The following is a 20949-nucleotide window of genomic DNA, read 5'->3' as shown; positions in this document are numbered from 1 at the left end:
GGAGGCCAGCGTAAATCCGTCACACAGACGGTTGCGGTCTAAGAAGTGGGAAGCTCGCCCGACAGGGCGGGGAGCAGTCACGTTGTAAATAAAAATCAAAAGCAATATGAGCAATATAGAGAGAAATAAGAAGCGTAAAATTATACATATCAATAAGCCTTGTTAATTAAATAATTAAAGTATTGAATATATTCATCTATTAACTGGTAGTGGCTAGCGTTCAATAATCGTGTAATATTACTTCTCGATTTTTTTAATTCACTGGCAATAGCATAATGAGATTTATCTTCATTAACTATATATTTAAGTAAAACTTGCGCTTGTGCTCGAGTTATTTCTTTAAGTTGTATATCTAAGTATTTAGTCACTAAAGTAATGTTTTTTTGAAATTCTTTATCTGATGTAGATATTGTTAATATTTCACTTTTCATCTTATCTAATCCTTCGCCCGATAAGATAAAGGCTTCACCCATTGATGTTCTAATATCATTACGCAATGAATTAATTTTACCGATACCAATACTTTGACGAGCACTGATGTTTAGTTCTGACGTTTTCAGTGCTAATTGAATAACGATAGCAACTTTAATGGCATCATAAGCGTGTAAGCAAACAAGTTGGAAGGAGTCACCGCGATACCTGTCATATTTAAGTGGTAGCTGTTCTGAGAGTAATTGAACTGTCTGCTCCAAGGTATAGAGCATAACATCATAGTTTTCAGGTGTGATGTTTCTAGAGTCTATGATATCACCTGTAATCACACTTACGATGTCTTTATTCATTAGCTTGCTCTTATTATTTTGTGAGAGAAATAGAATGAGTATAGTGATCTTTTACTCAGTTATTTTATTGAAATACAAAAGAGAACGTTACCATATTTGGTAACTTAATGATTTATGTTATAGAGCAAGCGTGAAAAATAGGCAACAAAAAAGCCTTTTCTGGAAACCAGAAAAGGCTTTTTATAAAAATAGACTTAACTGACTAGGATCAGTTCATGCCGTATTTTTTCAGTTTCTTACGCAGTGTGCCGCGGTTAATGCCCATCATTTGCGCTGCACGCGTTTGGTTGCCACGGGTGTACTGCATAACCATGTCCAACAATGGCTGTTCAACTTCAGCCAATACTAGCTCATATAAGTCATTAACATCTTGACCGTTTAATTGAGCAAAATAGTTCTTCAGTGCTTGTTTAACTGAGTCACGTAAAGGTTTTTGGGTCACCTGATCTTGTGAATTTACGGTGGCAACTGTTAGTACGTCTGAATTTACGCGTTGTTCGAACATAGTTCTGTCAGCTCTTTTATTTATTTACGCAAAAAATTTTCGAAATATGCTTCCAACGCCTCCAGCTGTTCGCTGGCATCCTCTATGGCGTTGAAGGAGCGCCGAAACTGGTCATCAGGGGCATGTTCCTTGAGATACCAAGAGACATGCTTGCGTGCAATGCGAGTTCCTTTGCCTTGACCGTAAAAGTCGTGCAACTCACGCACATGCTTTTGCATTATTTGTTGTACCTCTGCAATCGGCAGAGGGGGCAACAGTTCACCTGTGTCCAGATAGTGCTGGATTTCCCGAAAGATCCAGGGTCTTCCCTGAGCAGCGCGACCGATCATCAAAGCATCGGCTCCAGTGTAGTCTAATACTGCTCTGGCTTTTAGCGGGTCTGTTATGTCTCCATTCGCAATAATGGGAATAGAAACACTCTGCTTAACTGTCCGAATACTGTCGTATTCGGCTTCCCCTTTGAACAAACACTCGCGTGTACGTCCATGAATAGTGAGAGCCTGAATACCACAACGTTCAGCCAATTTGGCAATCTCTACACAGTTACGTTCATCAGGTGACCAGCCAGTACGGATCTTGAGAGTAACAGGGACATCTACCGCGTTAACCACAGCAGAGAGGATCTCTGCGACAAGGTCGGGATAACGAAGTAATGCTGAACCGGCTAGCTTTTTATTCACCTTTTTTGCAGGGCAACCCATATTGATGTCGATAATTTGAGCGCCACTATCTGCGTTTATTTTCGCAGCTGCCGCCATATCAACGGGATCACTTCCTGCAATTTGTACGGAGCGGATCCCCAATTCATCACTATGTACCATTCGTAACCGAGACTTGTCTGTCTGCCAAACCTGAGGATTGGAAGAAAGCATTTCAGAAACTGTCATACCCGCACCCATATCATAGCAAAGCGACCGAAAAGGTCGGTCTGTAACGCCAGCCATGGGAGCCGCGATAAGGCAATTTTTTAACTGATACTGTCCGATTCGCATAGATGAAAAGAGGGCCAAACTGTGACTGCAAGGGCGCGTATATTACGCATTTTTTACCAGATATGAAAGGACAAAGTTTAACCAAATTGCGAAAAAAAGTTACTTTTTTATACTTGATTTTTTATAAATCTATTATTTAATCAATAAAAACATAATGTTATGTGTTTTTAGAAAATTAAAATTTGATAATATAGAATTGATAAACAAGTGGAACTAAGTCGAGTTTATCAGGCAAAAGTGTGATTAATGCCTGATAAACAATAATTAAGTAAAATTTTAACGTAATGAGATTATCTCATTTTGGTTAATATTTATTCTACGTTATTTTTTCACACCGGTAATACGGCACCACTCTTCTTTTTCGGCAACAGGATCTAAGTTAAATAGTCCTTCATAGGCAGCAGCTACACCTTCTGCTTGTGTTGCTAACACACCAGAAAGGCCTAGGTGTCCACCTTGACGAGGCAGTGTACTGATAACAGGTGCAAGTTCACGCAATGGACCGGCTAAAATATTCGCGACAACAACATCTGCCGCGAGGTTATCAGGCTGGTCTTTTGCAAGATACAGTGTGAGGGCGTCAGAAACGCCATTACGTTGCGCGTTATCACGACTTGCTTGGATAGCTTGAGGATCGATATCAATACCAATAGCTTTTGCTGCACCTAGTTTTAATGCCGCGATAGCTAAAATGCCAGAACCACAACCAAAGTCGATAACCGTTTTACCCGCTAAATCTAAACCATCAAGCCACTGAAGGCACAATGAGGTAGTTGGGTGGGTACCTGTACCAAATGCAAGACCAGGGTCTAGCATGACGTTTACGGCGTTAGGATCTGGTACTTCACGCCAGCTTGGGCAAATCCATAAACGCTCGCCAAAACGCATTGGGTGGAAATTATCCATCCATTCACGTTCCCAATCTTTATCTTCGAGTTGTTCAATTTTATGCAGGAAGCCCTGACCGAGTAATGGCGTATTTTCTAACATCGCCACAACGATTTTCATGTCAGTTTCTGCATCATATAAACCGATAACGTCAGTATCACCCCAAAGGCGAGTTTCACCAGGTAAAGGTTCAAAAATAGGGGTATCGTGACTATCTTGGAAAGTCACTGAAACGGCACCGCTTTCAACCAATTCATCACCAATAGCTTCTGCATTAGCGGCGGTTGCATTAAGTCTTAATTGTATCCAAGGCATAATTAGTCTCTTTAAAAACGAATTCACTGTAATGATGCTGATTGAGGCAGAGTATGCTCTCCAAATCGATTAGCCACAAGAAATGCGGCTAAGCTTAATAACAGTGATGGAATAATGGGATGGAATCCCGCTATCTGGATATTAAATGTCGCCAAGGTGGCATAGAGTGTGGCACCTGTGATCATGCCGGCAATAGCGCCATAACGGTTCGCTTTCTCCCAATAAAGCCCAAGAACTAAAGGCCATAAGAAAACGGCTTGTAGACCACCAAAAGCAAGTAAGTTAAGCCAAATAATCATTGAGGGTGGGTTCCATGCAGCAAACAGTAGTAACACACCCAAGATCAAGGTTGAAAGGCTCGATAAACGAGAGATCCGTTTCTCATTAGTGATCGCATGTGGCGCGATATTGAGATAGAGATCTTTGACCAAAGTTGCTGACGATTGTAACAGTTGCGCATTTATCGTCGACATAATAGCAGCCATAGGTGCCGCAAGGAAAATACCTGCAGCAATAGGCGGTAATACCGCAACCATTAATGTTGGAATAACCTGATCAGGAACAGTTAGATCAGGAATGATTGCCCGACCTAATGCGCCAGCAAAGTGCATACCAAACATCAATAATGACATCACGATTGTGCCAATAATGATCCCTTTATGCATGGCTTTACTGTCTTTGTAAGAGATACAACGTACCGCAGTATGTGGCAAACCAATAACACCAAAACAGACAAGTACCCAGAATGATGCCATAAACGGGCCCGTTAAAATCCCATCAGCCCCTTGAGGAGAGGTTAATGCAGGATCGATGGTATTGAGTTTTTGTATCGCAATATCTAATCCACCTGCTTTATAGATAATGGCAAACAGAAGAATAAATGTACCAAGCAGCATCACAAGGCCTTGTAAGGCATCGTTTAATACGCTGGCTCTAAATCCGCCAATCGCAGTATACAGCGCAATGGAGATGCCAAAGATCAGCAAGCCGAATTCATAAGGAATGCCTGCTGCAGTTTCTAGTAAGCGTGCTCCGCCAATAAATTGTACTGTCATCGCGCCGATAAAGGCGACTAACAGACTTAAACTAGCAAACCAGACGAGGAAACGGCTTTTATAACGAGCATAGAGCATGTCGTTCAAGGTAACTGCATTATAACGGCGTGCTAAAATAGCAAATTTTTTCCCTAAAACCCCCAGAGAAAGCCAAATAGCGGGAAGTTGGATCATCGAAAGTAATACCCAACCAATACCGTATTTATAAGCCGCACCCGGTCCGCCAATAAAGGAGCTCGCACTAACATAAGTTGCAGTGATGGTCATGGCTAGCACGAAGCCACCCATTGAACGGTTACCAAGAAAATATTCGTTAAGAAACTCGCCTTTCTCACGTTTACGATAAGCATAAGCCGACAGCAGAAAGACCAGCAGAAGGTAGCCAATCAGTGGCACTATGACCTCAGTTTGCATCGTCATGCTCATCTCCTAACGGCATATCTTTGAAAAAATAGCGTACCATCAGATAGCACAGCAGAAAAAACAAAACAGGTAGGAATAAGCATGAAAGCTCAAACCAAAGCGGTAAACCAGTCATGCCTTGTGTGTTATCTGGTAAATAGGCGGTAATTAACCAACCTAACAAATATATAAAAGTTAAAATTAGGGCCCAAAGGGCTTCTTTGTGGGCCTGAACAAAACGTTTGTCCATCTGTTCTCCCAATCTTACTAGGGTTAAAAATGAATGGGAGGATTGTACGGGAAAGTGAGTATTGATTCAGTGAAAATTAATCACAAAGTCATGAGAGAGCATTAAAGGTAAACTATCTTATTGTTTTAAAATGATTATTGTTGATTATCTATTTAATAGAATAATACCCATAGAGATGAGGCTGTCTATTAATTAAGAAATGAAGTGTTGAAATACTCGCCATAAATATGGCGCATTTTGAGCAAGAATAATGAAACTTGAGAATATGATTTCTTGCTATAATATTTCAGAGCGATATGAGCATATCAGTAATAAAAAAGGCATAGTAAATAAACTATGCCTTTTTTGGTGAAGTGAGAAAGATTATTTCTCAGCTAAACCTAAACGTTTTTCAAGGTAGTGAATGTTTGTACCACCTTTTTGGAAATTCTCATCATTCATAATGAACTGGTGCAGTTCAATATTGGTTTTAATACCATCAATGATAAGTTCCGCCAACGCATTTTTCATACGAGAGATCGCGATTTCACGTGTTTCACCATAAGTGATCAATTTACCAATCATTGAGTCATAGTGAGGTGGAACTGTATAACCTGCGTAAATATGCGATTCCCAACGTACACCAAATCCACCTGGTGAGTGGAAGCGAGTAATAGTACCTGGGCTTGGCATAAACGTTTTTGGATCTTCTGCGTTGATACGACATTCAATTGCATGACCATGAACGTTAACTTGATCTTGGGTTACTGATAAAGGTAAGCCAGATGCAATGCGTAACTGTTCTTTGATTAAGTCGATGCCTGTGATCATCTCTGTTACTGGATGTTCAACCTGAATACGGGTGTTCATCTCAATAAAGTAGAATTCACCATTTTCATACAGGAATTCGAATGTACCTGCACCACGATAGCCGATTTCAATACATGCGTTCGCACAGCGTTCGCCGATATTTTTACGGATTTCTGGGGTAATACCCGGTGCTGGTGCCTCTTCAACTACTTTTTGGTGACGACGTTGCATTGAGCAATCACGTTCAGCCAAATAGATAGCATTACCTTGACCATCAGCCATAACTTGAATTTCAACATGACGTGGATTTTCAAGGTATTTTTCCATGTATACCATGTCGTTGCTAAATGCCGCTTTTGCTTCCGCACGCGTCATTGTGATGGATTGTTCCAGATCTTTTTCAGAACGAACAACACGCATACCACGTCCACCACCGCCACCAGAAGCTTTGATGATAACTGGGTAGCCAATACGTTTAGCAATTTCAATATTTTTCGCAGTGTCGTTACCTAAAGGACCGTCTGATCCTGGTACACAAGGAACACCTGCTTTTTTCATCGCTTCAATAGCAGAAACTTTATCACCCATTAGGCGGATGGTTTCAGCTTTTGGGCCAACAAAAACAAAGCCTGAGCGTTCAACTTGCTCTGCGAAATCAGCATTTTCAGACAGGAAACCGTATCCTGGATGAATGGCTTGTGCGCCACTGATCTCAGCCGCTGCAATAATTGCAGGGATATTTAGGTAACTTTTTGCTGAAGCAGCGGGACCAATACAGATAGTCTCGTCTGCCAGCAGAACGTGTTTTAAATCACGGTCTGCTGTGGAGTGAACGGCAACTGCTTTTATCCCAAGCTCTTTACATGCTCTTAGGATACGCAGTGCTATCTCACCACGGTTGGCAATGAGGATTTTTTCTAGCATGGACCTGCCTCGTTATTCGATAACAAAGAGTGGAGCGTCAAACTCAACGTTGTCGCCATCTTGGCAAAGGATAGATTTAACAACACCCGCTTTGTCAGACTCAATCTGGTTCATCATTTTCATTGCTTCAACGATGCACAGAGTATCGCCTACATTGACTTGCTGACCGACTTCAACAAATTTCTTAGCTTCAGGGCTTGGTGAGCGATAGAACGTTCCGACCATTGGTGAACGAACAACATGACCGCTGATTTCTTGCGTTGGTGTAGCCGCTGGTGTTTCTGGCGCTACGGGCGCAACTGCATTTGCTAATGCAGGTTGAGGAGCCGCTGGTGCCGCAAAATATTGCTGAGGAGCCATTTGACCCTGAATACCAGAGTTACGACTAATACGTACTGACTCTTCACCTTCAGAGATTTCCAGTTCAGAAATGCCAGACTCTTCGACTAGCTCGATCAGTTTTTTAATTTTACGAATATCCATGAGTTGATTCCGTACTCTTTTTGATGTTTTTTATTAAGACAAACGGTTGACCGCTGCCTGTAAAGCAAACCGATAACCTTCTGCACCTAATCCACAGATTACGCCTGTTGCGATATCAGAGAGATATGAATGGTGGCGGAAAGGCTCCCGACTGTAGACATTGGACAGGTGAATTTCAATAAATGGAATATTCACCCCTAATAATGCATCACGCAGTGCAACACTGGTATGCGTGAAAGCTGCAGGGTTGATTAATATATAATCGACATTACCCCGAGCTGCATGAATTTTATTTATCAGCTCAAATTCAGCATTAGACTGAAAATGACTGAGTTTCACATTTAATGCCTGAGCATCTGCTGACAAACTTTGAACGATATCATCCAGAGTTAAGTGTCCGTAGGTTTCCGGCTCTCTTGTTCCAAGCAGGTTTAGATTCGGACCATTCAGGAGCAAAATATGAAAATTTTCCGACATTATGCTTCTATCTCCGTCAATTCGTCAACGAAATGACAAAATAACCTGTGCTTTTCGTTTTGTCATCTTTTATTGCATCCAATGCTACGATACATATCACAAAGTCCGACATTATAGACATTTCACAGAAGATAACAGCAAAATACTGGTCTAATCAGGGAATGAAGGGTTTATTTTGATGAAAAGTTAAAAGTTTTTACAAGATTGTAAACGTGAGAAAGCAAAATAAACAGGTGCCTAAAAAATAATCATAACATCACGTTATTTATTGATGTCACTGGAAATCTGAGCTTCTTTGATGCTAAACATCAATATATATCATAAATGTGATGTAGATCACGATTTAACATCGGTTTGACACGCAGAGGAGCTTGTTCTGGCACTAATTAAGGTGAATTAATGCCAAAAATAAGCAGATAAAAACGGGGAATTAGAGTTTGACTAAGGTGCGGCCTGTTACTTGATTATCCATAATCATCTGAGCATAACGTGGCACTTCATCAAGTGTAATTTCTGTCATTGCTTGTTGATAAAACGTTTCTGGTAGTAATTTTAATAAACGTTGCCAAACTTGAGTTCGTTTTTCTGCTGGGAAATAAACAGAATCAACACCTTGTAAACGAACATTACGTAAAATAAAAGGCATGACAGTTGTTGGTAAAGAAAAACCGCTCGCTAATCCACAAGCTGCCACTGTGCCGTTATAGTTTGTCTGTGACAAAATATTAGCAAGAATTTGCCCACCTACGGTATCAATTGCACCTGCCCAGCGTTGCTTATCTAAAGCTCTTCCCGCTGGTTCAAACTCTTCTCGAGTGATAATATTTTTAGCACCAAGCTTGCGTAAATAGTCATGGTTACTCGCTCTGCCACTCAATGCGGTAACTTGATAGCCTAATGCTGTTAGTAAACTAATAGCAGTGCTTCCGACACCACCACTGGCGCCAGTGACTAATATATCACCACTTTCAGGCGTGATACCGCCTTGTTCTAATGCCATCACACAAAGCATGGCAGTAAAACCCGCAGTTCCAATGATCATGGCATTTTTTAAAGAAAGCCCTTCTGGTACGACAGTTAACCAATCACCTTTTACTCCAGCCTTTTGTGCAAGGCCTCCCCAGTGACTTTCACCTACTCCCCAGCCTGTTAATAAGACATGTTGGCCAATGTGGAAACGAGGATCTTCGGTGTGATGAACAATACCTGAAAAATCGATACCAGGTATCATTGGGAATTGACGGAGGATTTTTCCTTTGCCTGTGATAGCAAGCCCATCCTTATAGTTAAGCGTTGAGTAATGAATATCGACAATAACCTCATGAATAGACAGGCTTTTTTCATCAATGCTTTGTATGCTAGCACTGAGTTTATTGTCATTTTGTTCTACTAATAATGCTTTCATTTTGACCCCTCATCGATTTCTATCTTGTGTCATGATAGGTGATTTTTTAGGTCTCGTCGTGATTGTGCACAATATCTATTGTAATAATGAGACAAATAATCCTTTTTTAGTGTATAAACGGGGTTTCTACGTTTATTGGCACAGAGATTATTCTGAGTTTTATATCTTGGTAATTAGATAACATCGTTAATGAGTTACGATTGGATAAAAATTAGCATTTCTCTTTGTTGCTCGAAATAAAGATAATGTGTTGCCTTAGAAGTATTCGAGGTGGGTACTTTGGTTGTTATCTCAGTCAAATTTTGCTGATGAAACACCATTTAATATCAATAGAGTGATTGTGCTTATTCAAATGAATAAATTTTATTTGAACTTGCAACGAGACTTTTGAGTCACAGTTTGGCAACGAAGTGAGATTTTTCTTTATTGATATGAGCGTTGTTTGTATTGTTACATAAGTTAAATATGAACAGCGTAGGATCGAAATTATGCGTTAATCGTTCTAATTAGCCCCTTTTTATGCAGTTTTTTTCTGCTCCAATTGGGAAAAGTAACGTAGAATATTGTGCCTTTATGATTATTTACGTGTCCACTTTAATTTAAGTAGTGAATCGCGCCTTGTCGCTACTTATTGTGGTTGATAGAGTAGACGGATTTTTCCGTCCCGGCTTGCAGGATTATCCTTTCGTATGTTTAAAAAATTTCGTGGCATGTTTTCCAACGATTTGTCTATTGACTTGGGTACCGCCAATACCCTTATTTATGTCAAAGGGCAGGGTATTGTTCTCGATGAACCCTCCGTTGTCGCTATTCGTCAAGATCGCGCTGGCACATCAAAAAGTGTTGCAGCTGTAGGGCATGAAGCCAAACAGATGTTAGGGCGTACACCCGGGAATATCGCTGCTATCCGTCCAATGAAAGACGGTGTGATTGCTGATTTTTATGTAACCGAAAAAATGCTTCAGCACTTCATAAAACAGGTTCATAACAATAGCTTTATGCGTCCAAGCCCTCGAGTATTAGTTTGTGTACCAGTAGGAGCCACTCAAGTAGAGCGCAGAGCTATTCGTGAATCAGCATTAAGTGCGGGTGCTCGAGAAGTGTTCTTAATTGAAGAGCCTATGTCTGCGGCAATCGGTGCAGGTTTACCTGTTTCTGAAGCAACAGGTTCAATGGTAGTCGATATTGGTGGCGGTACAACAGAAGTTGCCGTGATTTCATTAAACGGTGTCGTTTACTCTTCTTCTGTTCGTATTGGTGGTGACCGTTTTGATGAAGCGATCATTAACTATGTGCGTCGTAACTACGGTTCACTGATTGGTGAAGCAACGGCAGAACGTATTAAACACGATATCGGTTCAGCTTACCCTTCTGATGAAGTCAATGAGATTGAAGTTCGCGGTCGTAACCTTGCGGAAGGTGTACCTCGTAGCTTTACATTAAACTCCAATGAAATTCTTGAAGCCTTGCAAGAGCCATTAACGGGTATCGTCAGCGCTGTCATGGTTGCATTAGAGCAATGTCCGCCAGAATTAGCTTCTGATATTTCAGAGCGTGGTATGGTATTAACCGGTGGTGGTGCATTATTACGTAACCTAGACCGTTTATTAATGGAAGAAACAGGTATTCCTGTAATTGTTGCTGAAGATCCACTGACTTGTGTTGCTCGTGGTGGTGGTAAAGCATTAGAAATGATCGATATGCACGGTGGCGATCTGTTTAGCGAAGATTGAGATTAATTCTAACAAGGGAGAATGGATTCCCCCTTGGTGAGAATATTAACGCCTGTTCTTTTACTTCTCCGTGTGAGTGATCTTAGAGTTTATGAAGCCAATTTTTAGTCGGGGCCCTTCCCTGCAACTAAGATTAATAATCGCCGTGGTTGTCGCAATCTCTTTATTGATTGCTGATAATCGTATTGGTGCATTTTCTAAAGTCCGCCAGTATCTTGATACTGCTGTTAGTCCCTTCTATTTTCTTGCAAATGGCCCACGCCGTTTCCTTGATCAAATTTCAGAAACATTTGCTACACGTGAGCGTTTACAATTTGAGAATCAAGCGTTAAGAAAAGAGCTATTAGTGCGTAGCGGAGAAAGCCAATTATTAGAGCAATTTAAACAAGAGAACGCCCGTTTACGAGAATTACTTGGTTCACCACTGCGCCAAAATGAACAAATGACAGTAACACAAGTACTGTCTGGTAATAGCACGCCGTATCGAGATCAAGTGGTTATTGATAAAGGAACCAACGATGGTGTCTATGAAGGGCAACCTGTCATTAGTGATAAAGGTGTTGTAGGACAAGTTATTGCCGTAAGTGAGCTTACGAGTCGTGTGCTATTAATATGTGACACTTCTCATGCATTGCCTGTACAAGTTTTGCGTAACGATATTCGAGTTATAGCTTCTGGTGCAGGCTGTGCCGATGATTTATTGTTAGAAGCATTACCAGCCAATATTGATATCCGTGTTGGTGATGTTTTAGTGACATCAGGGTTGGGGGGACGTTTCCCTGAGGGATATCCTGTTGGTGTGGTCTCTTCAGTTAAAGTGGATAATCAGCGGGCTTACTCCGTGATCAATGTTCGACCTTCAGCAGAGTTACAACGTTTACGCTATTTGCTTTTATTATGGAATACATCAGATAAAACGGGAGAGCCGCCTCTACCTTCCGAGGTTTATCACGCGGCGAATGAGCGTTTAATGCAACTGATGCCTCAAGTTTTACCTAATTATGAACAAGCAGGGCCTCCGCTTCCTCGTTCTATGTCTCAAGAGCCATTAGGTAATACGGCTGAAGAAACTAACGGAACTGTGACACCAGCGACAAATACACCTGCTAATACCAATAATACAAGAAGTAGGTAGACACGATGAATCCATATCAAAGTCGTGGGCGTTGGGTTGTTTGGCTCTCTTTTCTTGTCGCATTAGTGTTACAAATTATGCCGTGGCCAGAGCAGTTAGAAGTCTATCGACCTATTTGGCCTATGTTATTTCTTATTTATTGGGTAACAGCAATTCCTCATCGTATCAGTGTCGGAACCGCGTTTGTTTTGGGGATGATTATAGATCTAGTCCAAGGAACTACCTTGGGGGTCAATGCATTGGCCTATACTTTAGTGAGTTATGTTATCGCCTTTAAATATCAGCTTTTTTGTAATTTAGCGTTATGGCAACAAGCCTTAGTGGTGATGTTAAGTGTTGTCGTTGTCGATCTTGCTGTATTTTGGGCGGAATTTTTACTTTCACCAGTGACTTTTCACCCTCAAGTATTCTGGAATAGTCCAGTCAGTGGTATTCTTTGGCCATGGCTTTATTTTTTGCTTCGCAAAATCCGTCACCAGTTTTTAGTTCACTAAGTTATTGGATCATGGCGGTCTCTTTTGCGTTACCGTCATGAGGACATTATTTGTGACCACGCTTTACCTTGCTTCCAGCTCACCAAGAAGACGTGAACTTCTCGCGTTATTAGATGTTGAATTTAGTATTATTACGCCAGCAATTGATGAAATTTGGCAACAAGGTGAAAAACCAGAAGAGTATGTTCTTCGTTTGGCAAGAGAGAAATCACAAGAAGGTGTAAGACAAGCTCCTTATGATTATCCCGTTTTGGGCTCTGATACTATTGTAGTTCATGATGGTCATATTCTTGAAAAACCTCGGGATAAAGCCCATGCTGCGCAAATCCTACGTTCATTATCAGGCGCAACACATCAAGTGATGACAGCAATTGCTATCTCTAATAGAACACACACCTTGAGTCAATTAGTCGTCACTCACGTCACTTTTAGAGAGATGACAGAGAGTGAAATTAGCGCGTATATTGAGTCAGGCGAGCCAATGGATAAAGCTGGCGCTTACGGTATTCAAGGAAAAGGAGGCCGTTTTGTTCAACGGATTGAGGGAAGTTATCATGCTGTTGTCGGATTGCCTCTTGTTGAAACCGAAGCCTTGATAGCTCAATTTTCGTCTCTAGCTAATGAGAAGGAGATTTCATGACAGCTGAGTTATTAGTGAATGTGACGCCATCTGAAACTCGTGTTGCCTATATTCGCGGAGGCATACTTCAAGAAATTCATGTCGAAAGAGAAGCGAAACGAGGTATCGTCGGAAACATTTACAAAGGTCGGGTAAGTCGCGTATTACCCGGGATGCAAGCTGCATTTATTGACATTGGGCTAGATAAAGCCGCTTTTCTACATGCTTCTGATATTATGCCTCACACTGAATGTATTGCGGGTGAAGAGCAGAAAAAATTTAATGTTCGTGATATTGCGCAACTGGTGCATCAAGGGCAAGACTTAATTGTACAAGTGGTTAAAGATCCTTTAGGAACAAAAGGCGCTCGGCTTACTACCGATATTACATTACCTTCTCGCTATTTAGTGTTTATGCCGGGTGCATCTCATGTCGGTGTTTCTCAGCGAATTGACAGTGAAGAAGAGCGTGAGCGTTTAAAGCAACTTGTTGAAGAGTATTGCGATGAAAATGGCGGTTTTATTATCCGTACCGCCGCTGAAGGCGTCGGCGAAAATGAAATTAAGCAAGATGCCGCTTTTCTTAAACGCCTATGGCATAAAATCATTGAGCGTAAGAAAAGAAATAAAACCCGTATTCAAATTTATGGTGAACTGGCTTTAGCACAGCGTATTTTACGTGATTTTGCTGGTTCTGAATTAGATAGCATACGAGTTGATTCTAAATTAACCTATAATCAATTACAGGAATTTATTGGTGAATATATTCCTGAATTAACCGCTAAACTTGAATTACACCAAGGCAATCAGCCTATTTTTGATCTCTACGGTGTAGAAAGTGAAATTCAACGGGCTTTAGAGCGCAAAGTTGAGTTGAAATCAGGTGGTTATCTGATTATCGATCAAACTGAAGCAATGACCACTATTGATATCAATACAGGGGCATTTGTTGGTCATCGTAATTTAGAAGAAACGATTTTTAATACGAATATTGAAGCAAGCCAAGCCATTGCTCGTCAATTACGGTTACGTAATTTAGGCGGTATCATCATTATTGACTTTATTGATATGAATAATGATGAACATAAACGCAGAGTATTAGCATCACTTGAACAAGCGCTAAGTAAAGATAGAGTGAAAACCACGATTAATGGTTTTTCTCAACTTGGCTTAGTGGAGATGACGCGTAAAAGAACGCGGGAGAGCCTCGAACATGTTCTTTGTGATGATTGCCCAACTTGCCAAGGGCGAGGTACGGTAAAATCAGTTGAAACGGTATGTTATGAAATTTTACGTGAAATAGTGCGTGTGCATAAAACGATTGATGCAGATCGCTTCTTAGTTTACGCCTCCTCAGCAGTTGCCGAAGCATTAAAAGGCGATGAGTCACATGCATTAGCAGAGGTTGAAATTTTTGTCGGTAAACAAGTAAAAGTGCAAACTGAGCTACTTTATAGTCAGGAGCAATTTGATGTGGTGATGATGTAATGGATTCGCCTTCCTAATGAATATGATGGCAGAAAGGAGACAAAAATGAAGCGGCTGCCTAAATACCTGTTAGTGATAACAGTTTTTTGCCTCATCGTTTTTGCCTTGGTATTAAGTGGGTTTCGTTACTTTCTGCCGCGCTTAGATAGTTATCGCCCTGAAATAGAATCGTATCTTACAAAGCAACTCAATAGCCCCGTCTCAATGACAAAGATCATCGGGGAATGGCAGAATTTTGGCCCTGATATTCAAGTAGAAGGGCTGAATATTACTCATAAAGATGTGAACGTTACGGCAGAAAAAGTCACTTTTTCTTTTGATGTTTGGCGTTCATTATTCGCTTTTCGTCTTCAATTTCGTGAACTGACCTTTGAACAGTTATATGTTAATTACCATAACCCTATTTTTACTGGGCAAAGTGGAGATATAACGTTAACTGAACCTGATGATATCTCTTCAATTTTCCTTGAACAGTTTGATCGCTTTAAACTGATTGAAAGCCGTTTTGTGTTTTTAACCCCTTCCGGAGACACCAGTACATTACATGTACCTGAATTGATGTGGTTAAATCAGACAAATCGTCACCGCGCTCAAGGTGAAGTCACACTTGATACACCGATTAATCATTATGGAGGTTTAAAGGTACGCCTTGATCTCTATACCACAAAAAATGGTTTAATTGATAACGGTAAAGTATTTCTTACCGCAGATGATATTGATATCTCACCTTGGCTTAGTCAGTGGGTAAAAAATAACAGTGGAGTAGGTGAAGCCAAAGCCAGTTTGTCTAATTGGATTGAAATTACTCAAGGGCGTATTACTGGCAGTCAGTTGCAGATTCATCAAGGTGAAATGGACTGGAGTAATGATGGAACCACGCACGTATTAAATGTTGAAGATTTAATATTACGTATGAGAAGGCAAGAAAATGGTTGGCTTGCGGATGTTCCTTATACTCGAAAAATTACAATGGATGGTGAAGAGTGGCCTGATGGTTATTTAGCCGTTCTTTATCAACCAAAAGAAAAACAGCATGATGAAGCATGGCGTATTCGCGCCAAAAATATTGAGTTAGATAGATTATATGCTGTATTGCCACTGTTCTCTTTTTTAACACCCGATTTTGTTCGTCAATGGCAGTATCGTCAATTTTCTGGTGTGGTTAATGATTTTGCATTAGATCTCACACCGGAAAACTTTGAGCAAAGCGCAATTAATCTCTCTTGGAAAAATGTGAGTTGGAAGCGTTGGCAAGAGATCCCTTCAGTACAACACTTTGGTGGGCAATTAAAAGGCAGTATGCAACGCGGTGAGCTTAATTTCACTCTAGAAAATAGTGAAATAGACACCGGTAAATTGTTTAAAGCCCCCTTGAATATTGAAAAAGGGAAAGGCACGGTTTATTGGACTCATTCTGGAGATAACTTATCTCTTTGGAGTGAAGGATTAGATATTCAAGCCACATCAGCATGGGTTGCAGGTGATTTTCGTTATGAGAAACAAGGTGAGGATCAGCGGCTTTCTATACTCTCAGGTGTCAGAGTCACAAATGCAGGAGATACATGGCGTTATCTGCCAGAAGAGTATGTTGGTAAAGCGTTAACACAATATCTCTCGGATGCAATTATTGCGGGTAATATCGATAATGGAACCTTTATTTTCCATGGTGATCCCGCCGATTTTCCTTTTGATAACCACAAAGGGTGGTTTCAAGTCTACGCCCCTGTTAAACAGGCAACCTTTAAATTTGATAGTGAATGGCCTGCATTATTTAATCTGGATATTAATCTAGATTTTAAAAATGATGGGCTATGGATGTCTTCTGCACAAGCGAAAGTTGGTAAGGCAACAGCCACGAATTTAAGTGCGGTGATTGAGCGCTATCAACAGGAAAAGATCTTAATTAATGCGGATATTCAAGCCACAGGCGACGAGTTGAAAGAGTATTTTTTAGATTCTCAAATGGCGAGTATTGGTCATACGCTTGAAGAACTGAATGTGGCAGGAAAAATTAATGGTACATTGAAACTTGATATCCCATTTGATGGCGATGAGGTTGTGGCTTCTGGTGATATTAATTTAAAAGATAATGATATCACTTTGAATTTTATGGATACCACGTTAAAAGGTGTGAGTGGACAGTTTCGTTATCATAATGACAAGCTTGAGAGTGATATATTAACGGCTAACTGGTTTGGGCAGCCTCTCGCTTTCTCGTTTACCAGTCACAATGATACAGATAATTATCAGGTTGATGTCGGCTTAAAAGGTCAATGGGATATTCAAAAAATCCAAGGGTTACCTAGCGATATTCAACAGAAGTTTAGTGGTGTATTTCCATGGAATGGCAACGTTAATGTTAAGATCCCCGAAAAGGGTGATGTCGATTATCAAGTTGATTTAACTGGAAATATCAATGCATTAAGTAGCAAGTTAACAGCACCTGAAACACAAGATTTAAAAAACTCACCGCCTATTGTTATTTCTGCAAGCGGTAATAGTGAAACTTTAACTGTGAATGCTAATGCTGAAAAACAGTGGAAACTTAATAGCCAATGGGGATTAGGTAAACAGCTTCGTTTATTACAAGGTAACCTTGTTTCTTCTAGCCTTAAATTACCAGAGCTAAGCTCACAACAACGCTTAACCATTGCTCTTAAAGGATTAGAGGGTGATAAATGGTTGCCAACATTAATGGCTTTTTCATCTTTGACGCCGTCTGAAAATAAAATCACTTTTCCTGATAATGTGCATATCAGTTTACCTGATTTAAATCTTGCAGGGCAAAAATGGAATAATCCTCAAACTGAAATTATGCGCGTTAGAGAAGGGGTAAAATTTGCATTTTCAGGTAGTGAACTACGAGGTGATGTGTTTATTCCTGAAGCCTCAACACCTTGGCAAGTGAATATTAATTATCTCTATTTTAATGGCACCTCTTCTGCCCAAGAAGATAAACCGTTAAAAATGGCAAATATTTCTGATCCTAATGCATTAAAATTCTCGATAAGAAACGTTCCTTCTATTGATTTTGAATGTCGGGAGTGTTGGGTTAATGGGCTGCTTTTAGGGAAAATTGAAGGTTCGTTAAAACAAAATCAGGGCGCTTTATTTTTAACTGGTGGTAAATTAGAAAATAGTAGCGGTCAATTGTCGGTTAACGGAGTGTGGTCTGAAGACAATACGGGTAAGAGTACGACAAAATTAATAGGAAAATTAAAAGCCGAAGAAATTGACGAAATGGTGGCCTATTTTGGTTACATTATCCCGATTATTCAGTCCCCACTTGCTGCTGAGTTCTCGTTACAATGGCGTAATACACCGTGGAACTTTGAATTGGCTACTCTGCAAGGTGATATCAAATCAACTTTGGGCAAAGGACGCATAGAAAAAGTCAATGTCGGACAAGCTGGTAAGTTACTACGATTGGTGAGTTTTGATGCACTTTTACGCAAATTACAGTTTGATTTTAGAGATACTTTTAGTGAGCATTTTGAGTATGATTCGATTAAAAGTGAAATTACGATTAATCAAGGTATTATGAATGCAGAGAGTGTACGTGTTGATGGTGTTATTGCTGATATAGCGATAAATGGGAAAGTGGATTTACTTGAACGAAAAATGGATCTACAAGTTGTAGTTACCCCTGAGATTTCAGCTACGGTCGGTGTTGCTACAGCTTTCGCAATAAACCCAATTGCAGGCGCCGCGGTGTTTGCGGCATCAAAGGTTCTGGGGCCACTTTGGAGTAAGATTTCAGTTATCCGTTATCATGTGACCGGAACTATGGAACAACCCAAAATTGACGAAGTACTGCGTCAGCTTAAGGAGAATCAGGCGTTATGAAAAAAGTTAATGTCGCACTTTTGCAACTTTGTAGCGGAAAAAACACAAAAAATAATCTGGCGCAAATCGAGCAACAGATTAAGCAATTACCCGATTCAGTGAAGCTGGTATTAACACCTGAAAATGCGTTACTTTTTTCAAACTCTAAAGATTACCATAAACACGCTGAAATTCAGGGTGATGGGCCGTTACAAAATGCGATTGCAAAAATGGCTCAGCGTTACAAAGTGTGGATCTTAGTCGGTTCTATGCCTTTGATTAGTCGAGATTCTCCAGATCAAATTACCAGCAGTAGTTTAGTATTTGATGATGAGGGAGTTATTCGTGCTCGTTATGACAAAATTCATATGTTTGATGTGAGCATTGATGACGAGCAAGGCGAATATAACGAATCTTCTATTTATCAACGCGGCGAGCGCCTAACAGTCGTTGATACTCCCGTTGGGAAATTAGGTTTAACAATCTGTTATGACTTACGCTTCCCAGGTCTTTTCCAAGCATTAAGAGAAAAAGGAGCAGAGATAATCTCTGTACCAGCGGCTTTTACCCGTTTAACAGGAAAAGCGCACTGGGAGCCTTTATTACGTGCTCGTGCTATTGAGAATCAGTGTATTATCTTAGCACCAGCACAAGTGGGTACACATGATACGCGTCGGACTTGGGGGCATACCATGGCGATTGATGGCTGGGGGAAAGTCTTGAAAAAGAACCCTGATGCTGTTAGTGCGTTAACGCTGAATATTGGCGTTGAGAGTTTACACGGTATGCGTGAGCAGATACGGGTTGTAAAACATAACCGCTTTCGCCCGAAATTGACCCACTTAATCAAAAAAGTTAAGGATAAAGAAGAATTATGAGTTTAGCTGTTGTCAGCGAAAGTCTGTTGGAAGCAAACAAACTTAGTTTAGATGATTTAGCATCAACACTAGAGCAGCTTGCACAGCGTCAAATTGATTATGGTGATCTTTATTTTCAGTCAAGTTATCACGAGGCTTGGATCCTCGACGATCAGATTATTAAAGATGGCTCTTACAATATTGATCAAGGTGTTGGCGTTAGAGCAATTTATGGTGAAAAAACCGGTTTTGCTTATGCCGACCAACTAACGCTTAATGCACTTAACCAAAGTGCACATGCTGCACGAAGTATTGTTCAAGCTAAAGGTAATGGTCGTATCCATACTTTAGGTGCTATTCAACATTCTCCGCTATACAGCTTAAACGATCCTCTGCAAAGCCTCTCTCGTGAAGAAAAAATTGCGCTATTACATGAGGTAGATAAAGTCGCTCGAGCTGAAGATAAACGTGTTAAACAAGTGAATGCGTCATTAACGGGTGTTTATGAACATGTACTTGTTGCAGCAACAGACGGTACGTTAGCTGCCGATGTGCGTCCTTTAGTTCGCCTTTCAGTTAGTGTTCTGGTGGAAGAAGATGGCAAACGTGAGCGTGGTGCAAGTGGGGGCGGTGGTCGTTTTGGTTATGACTATTTCTTAACTAAAGTGGATGGTGAAAGTCATGCAATCACTTATGCCCGTGAAGCGGTACGTATGGCATTAGTCAATTTATCAGCAATTGCTGCACCTGCTGGAACAATGCCTGTGGTATTGGGCGCAGGATGGCCTGGCGTGTTATTGCATGAGGCTGTAGGGCATGGTTTAGAAGGTGACTTTAACCGTCGTGAAACTTCTGTATTTTCTGGTCGTATTGGTGAGAAAGTCACTTCTGATCTTTGTACGATTGTTGACGATGGTACTCTCGAAGGTCGCCGTGGCTCTGTTGCTATTGACGATGAAGGTGTACCAGGTCAATACAATGTCTTAATCGAAAACGGTATCTTAAAAGGCTATATGCAAGATAAGATGAATGCTCGTTTAATGGGGGTTGCGCCAACAGGAAATGGTCGTCGTGAGTCTTATGCGCATCTTCCTATGCCTCGGATGACAAATACCTATATGTTAGCAGGCAAATCTTCACCAGAAGAGATTATTGCTAGCGTTGATCGCGGTATTTACGCACCGAACTTTGGTGGCGGTCAGGTTGATATCACATCGGGTAAGTTTGTTTTCTCAACCTCTGAAGCTTATTTAATTGAGAATGGAAAAATAACCAAGCCAATTAAAGGGGCAACACTGATTGGTTCTGGTATTGAAGCGATGCAACAGGTTTCTATGGTAGGTAATGATCTCGCTTTAGATAAAGGGGTTGGCGTTTGTGGTAAAGAAGGACAAAGCCTCCCTGTTGGTGTGGGTCAACCAACGTTGAAGCTTGATAAGATCACCGTAGGCGGGACTGCTTAGTTTTTGTTATAGTGATTTATACGTATTAATTAAACTCCATCTTTTGATGGAGTTTTTTATCTCAGCGAC

The 20949-nt window shown here is 40.7% G+C and carries 18 protein-coding genes; 8 read left to right on the top strand and 10 right to left on the bottom strand.

Translation table 11 applies throughout. The features are described from left to right. Positions 1–149 precede the first annotated feature (149 nt). The 10 genes from DK858_RS02695 to acuI form a co-directional block, all read right to left on the bottom strand. A complete protein-coding gene (locus tag DK858_RS02695; protein ID WP_109396110.1) occupies positions 150–782 on the bottom strand; it encodes a hypothetical protein in 633 nt (210 codons plus the stop codon). A 208-nt stretch (positions 783–990) separates the two neighbouring features. After that, positions 991–1287: a DNA-binding transcriptional regulator Fis gene (fis, locus tag DK858_RS02690; protein ID WP_004245342.1), complete on the bottom strand. Its 297-nt coding sequence runs from the start codon at positions 1285–1287 to the stop codon at positions 991–993. A gap of 20 nt (positions 1288–1307) precedes the next feature. Then, positions 1308–2279 carry a tRNA dihydrouridine synthase DusB gene (dusB, locus tag DK858_RS02685; protein ID WP_109396109.1) on the bottom strand — a complete coding sequence of 324 codons (972 nt, stop codon included), beginning with the start codon at positions 2277–2279 and terminating at the stop codon, positions 1308–1310. Positions 2280–2600: 321 nt separating this feature from the next. Then, positions 2601–3482, bottom strand: a complete 882-nt coding sequence (gene prmA, locus DK858_RS02680; RefSeq protein WP_109396108.1) for a 50S ribosomal protein L11 methyltransferase — start codon at positions 3480–3482, stop codon at positions 2601–2603. A 23-nt stretch (positions 3483–3505) separates the two neighbouring features. Then, positions 3506–4951: a sodium/pantothenate symporter gene (panF, locus tag DK858_RS02675; RefSeq protein WP_109396113.1), complete on the bottom strand. Its 1446-nt coding sequence runs from the start codon at positions 4949–4951 to the stop codon at positions 3506–3508. Further along, on the bottom strand, positions 4941–5189 hold the full coding sequence (locus tag DK858_RS02670) for a YhdT family protein (RefSeq protein ID WP_109396107.1): 249 nt from the start codon (positions 5187–5189) through the stop codon (positions 4941–4943). Before DK858_RS02670 ends, panF begins: the two co-directional genes overlap by 11 nt. 363 nt (positions 5190–5552) lie before the next feature. After that, the gene (accC, locus tag DK858_RS02665) at positions 5553–6902 is read right to left on the bottom strand and encodes an acetyl-CoA carboxylase biotin carboxylase subunit (protein ID WP_109396106.1); all 1350 of its coding nucleotides are present in this window, start codon (positions 6900–6902) and stop codon (positions 5553–5555) included. A gap of 12 nt (positions 6903–6914) precedes the next feature. Next, positions 6915–7385 (bottom strand): acetyl-CoA carboxylase biotin carboxyl carrier protein, encoded by a 471-nt coding sequence (gene accB, locus DK858_RS02660; protein WP_072063790.1) that lies wholly within the window; start codon positions 7383–7385, stop codon positions 6915–6917. A gap of 33 nt (positions 7386–7418) precedes the next feature. Then, positions 7419–7862: a type II 3-dehydroquinate dehydratase gene (gene aroQ / locus DK858_RS02655; RefSeq protein WP_109396105.1), complete on the bottom strand. Its 444-nt coding sequence runs from the start codon at positions 7860–7862 to the stop codon at positions 7419–7421. A 430-nt stretch (positions 7863–8292) separates the two neighbouring features. Next, entirely contained in the window at positions 8293–9267 is a 975-nt protein-coding gene (gene acuI, locus DK858_RS02650) for an acrylyl-CoA reductase (NADPH) (RefSeq protein ID WP_109396104.1), read from the bottom strand. Positions 9268–9956: 689 nt separating this feature from the next. Between acuI and mreB the strand changes: the two genes are divergently transcribed. From mreB to tldD, 8 genes are all read left to right on the top strand, one after another. Continuing rightward, positions 9957–11000, top strand: a complete 1044-nt coding sequence (mreB, locus tag DK858_RS02645; RefSeq protein WP_023582893.1) for a rod shape-determining protein MreB — start codon at positions 9957–9959, stop codon at positions 10998–11000. A gap of 91 nt (positions 11001–11091) precedes the next feature. Next, entirely contained in the window at positions 11092–12135 is a 1044-nt protein-coding gene (gene mreC / locus DK858_RS02640) for a rod shape-determining protein MreC (protein ID WP_109396103.1), read from the top strand. A gap of 5 nt (positions 12136–12140) precedes the next feature. Next, positions 12141–12629 (top strand): rod shape-determining protein MreD, encoded by a 489-nt coding sequence (mreD, locus tag DK858_RS02635; protein WP_109396102.1) that lies wholly within the window; start codon positions 12141–12143, stop codon positions 12627–12629. Between the two features lie 52 nt (positions 12630–12681). Further along, complete coding sequence (locus DK858_RS02630; protein ID WP_109396101.1) at positions 12682–13269, top strand: Maf family protein; 588 nt, start codon at positions 12682–12684, stop codon at positions 13267–13269. Beyond that, positions 13266–14735 (top strand): ribonuclease G, encoded by a 1470-nt coding sequence (gene rng, locus DK858_RS02625; protein ID WP_109396100.1) that lies wholly within the window; start codon positions 13266–13268, stop codon positions 14733–14735. The genes DK858_RS02630 and rng overlap by 4 nt, the downstream gene beginning before the upstream one ends. Before the next feature lie 45 nt (positions 14736–14780). Next, positions 14781–18581, top strand: a complete 3801-nt coding sequence (gene yhdP / locus DK858_RS02620) for an AsmA2 domain-containing protein YhdP (protein ID WP_109396099.1) — start codon at positions 14781–14783, stop codon at positions 18579–18581. Next, entirely contained in the window at positions 18578–19438 is an 861-nt protein-coding gene (gene nit1, locus DK858_RS02615) for a deaminated glutathione amidase (protein ID WP_109396098.1), read from the top strand. Before yhdP ends, nit1 begins: the two co-directional genes overlap by 4 nt. Further along, positions 19435–20880 carry a metalloprotease TldD gene (tldD, locus tag DK858_RS02610; RefSeq protein ID WP_109396097.1) on the top strand — a complete coding sequence of 482 codons (1446 nt, stop codon included), beginning with the start codon at positions 19435–19437 and terminating at the stop codon, positions 20878–20880. Before nit1 ends, tldD begins: the two co-directional genes overlap by 4 nt. Positions 20881–20949: the final 69 nt, after the last annotated feature.

The organism is Proteus faecis, from assembly GCF_003144395.1.
Taxonomy (GTDB): Bacteria; Pseudomonadota; Gammaproteobacteria; order Enterobacterales; family Enterobacteriaceae; genus Proteus; species Proteus faecis.
The sequence above is the reverse complement of the archived record's forward strand: the minus strand, read 5'-3'. Positions and strand labels throughout refer to the sequence as shown.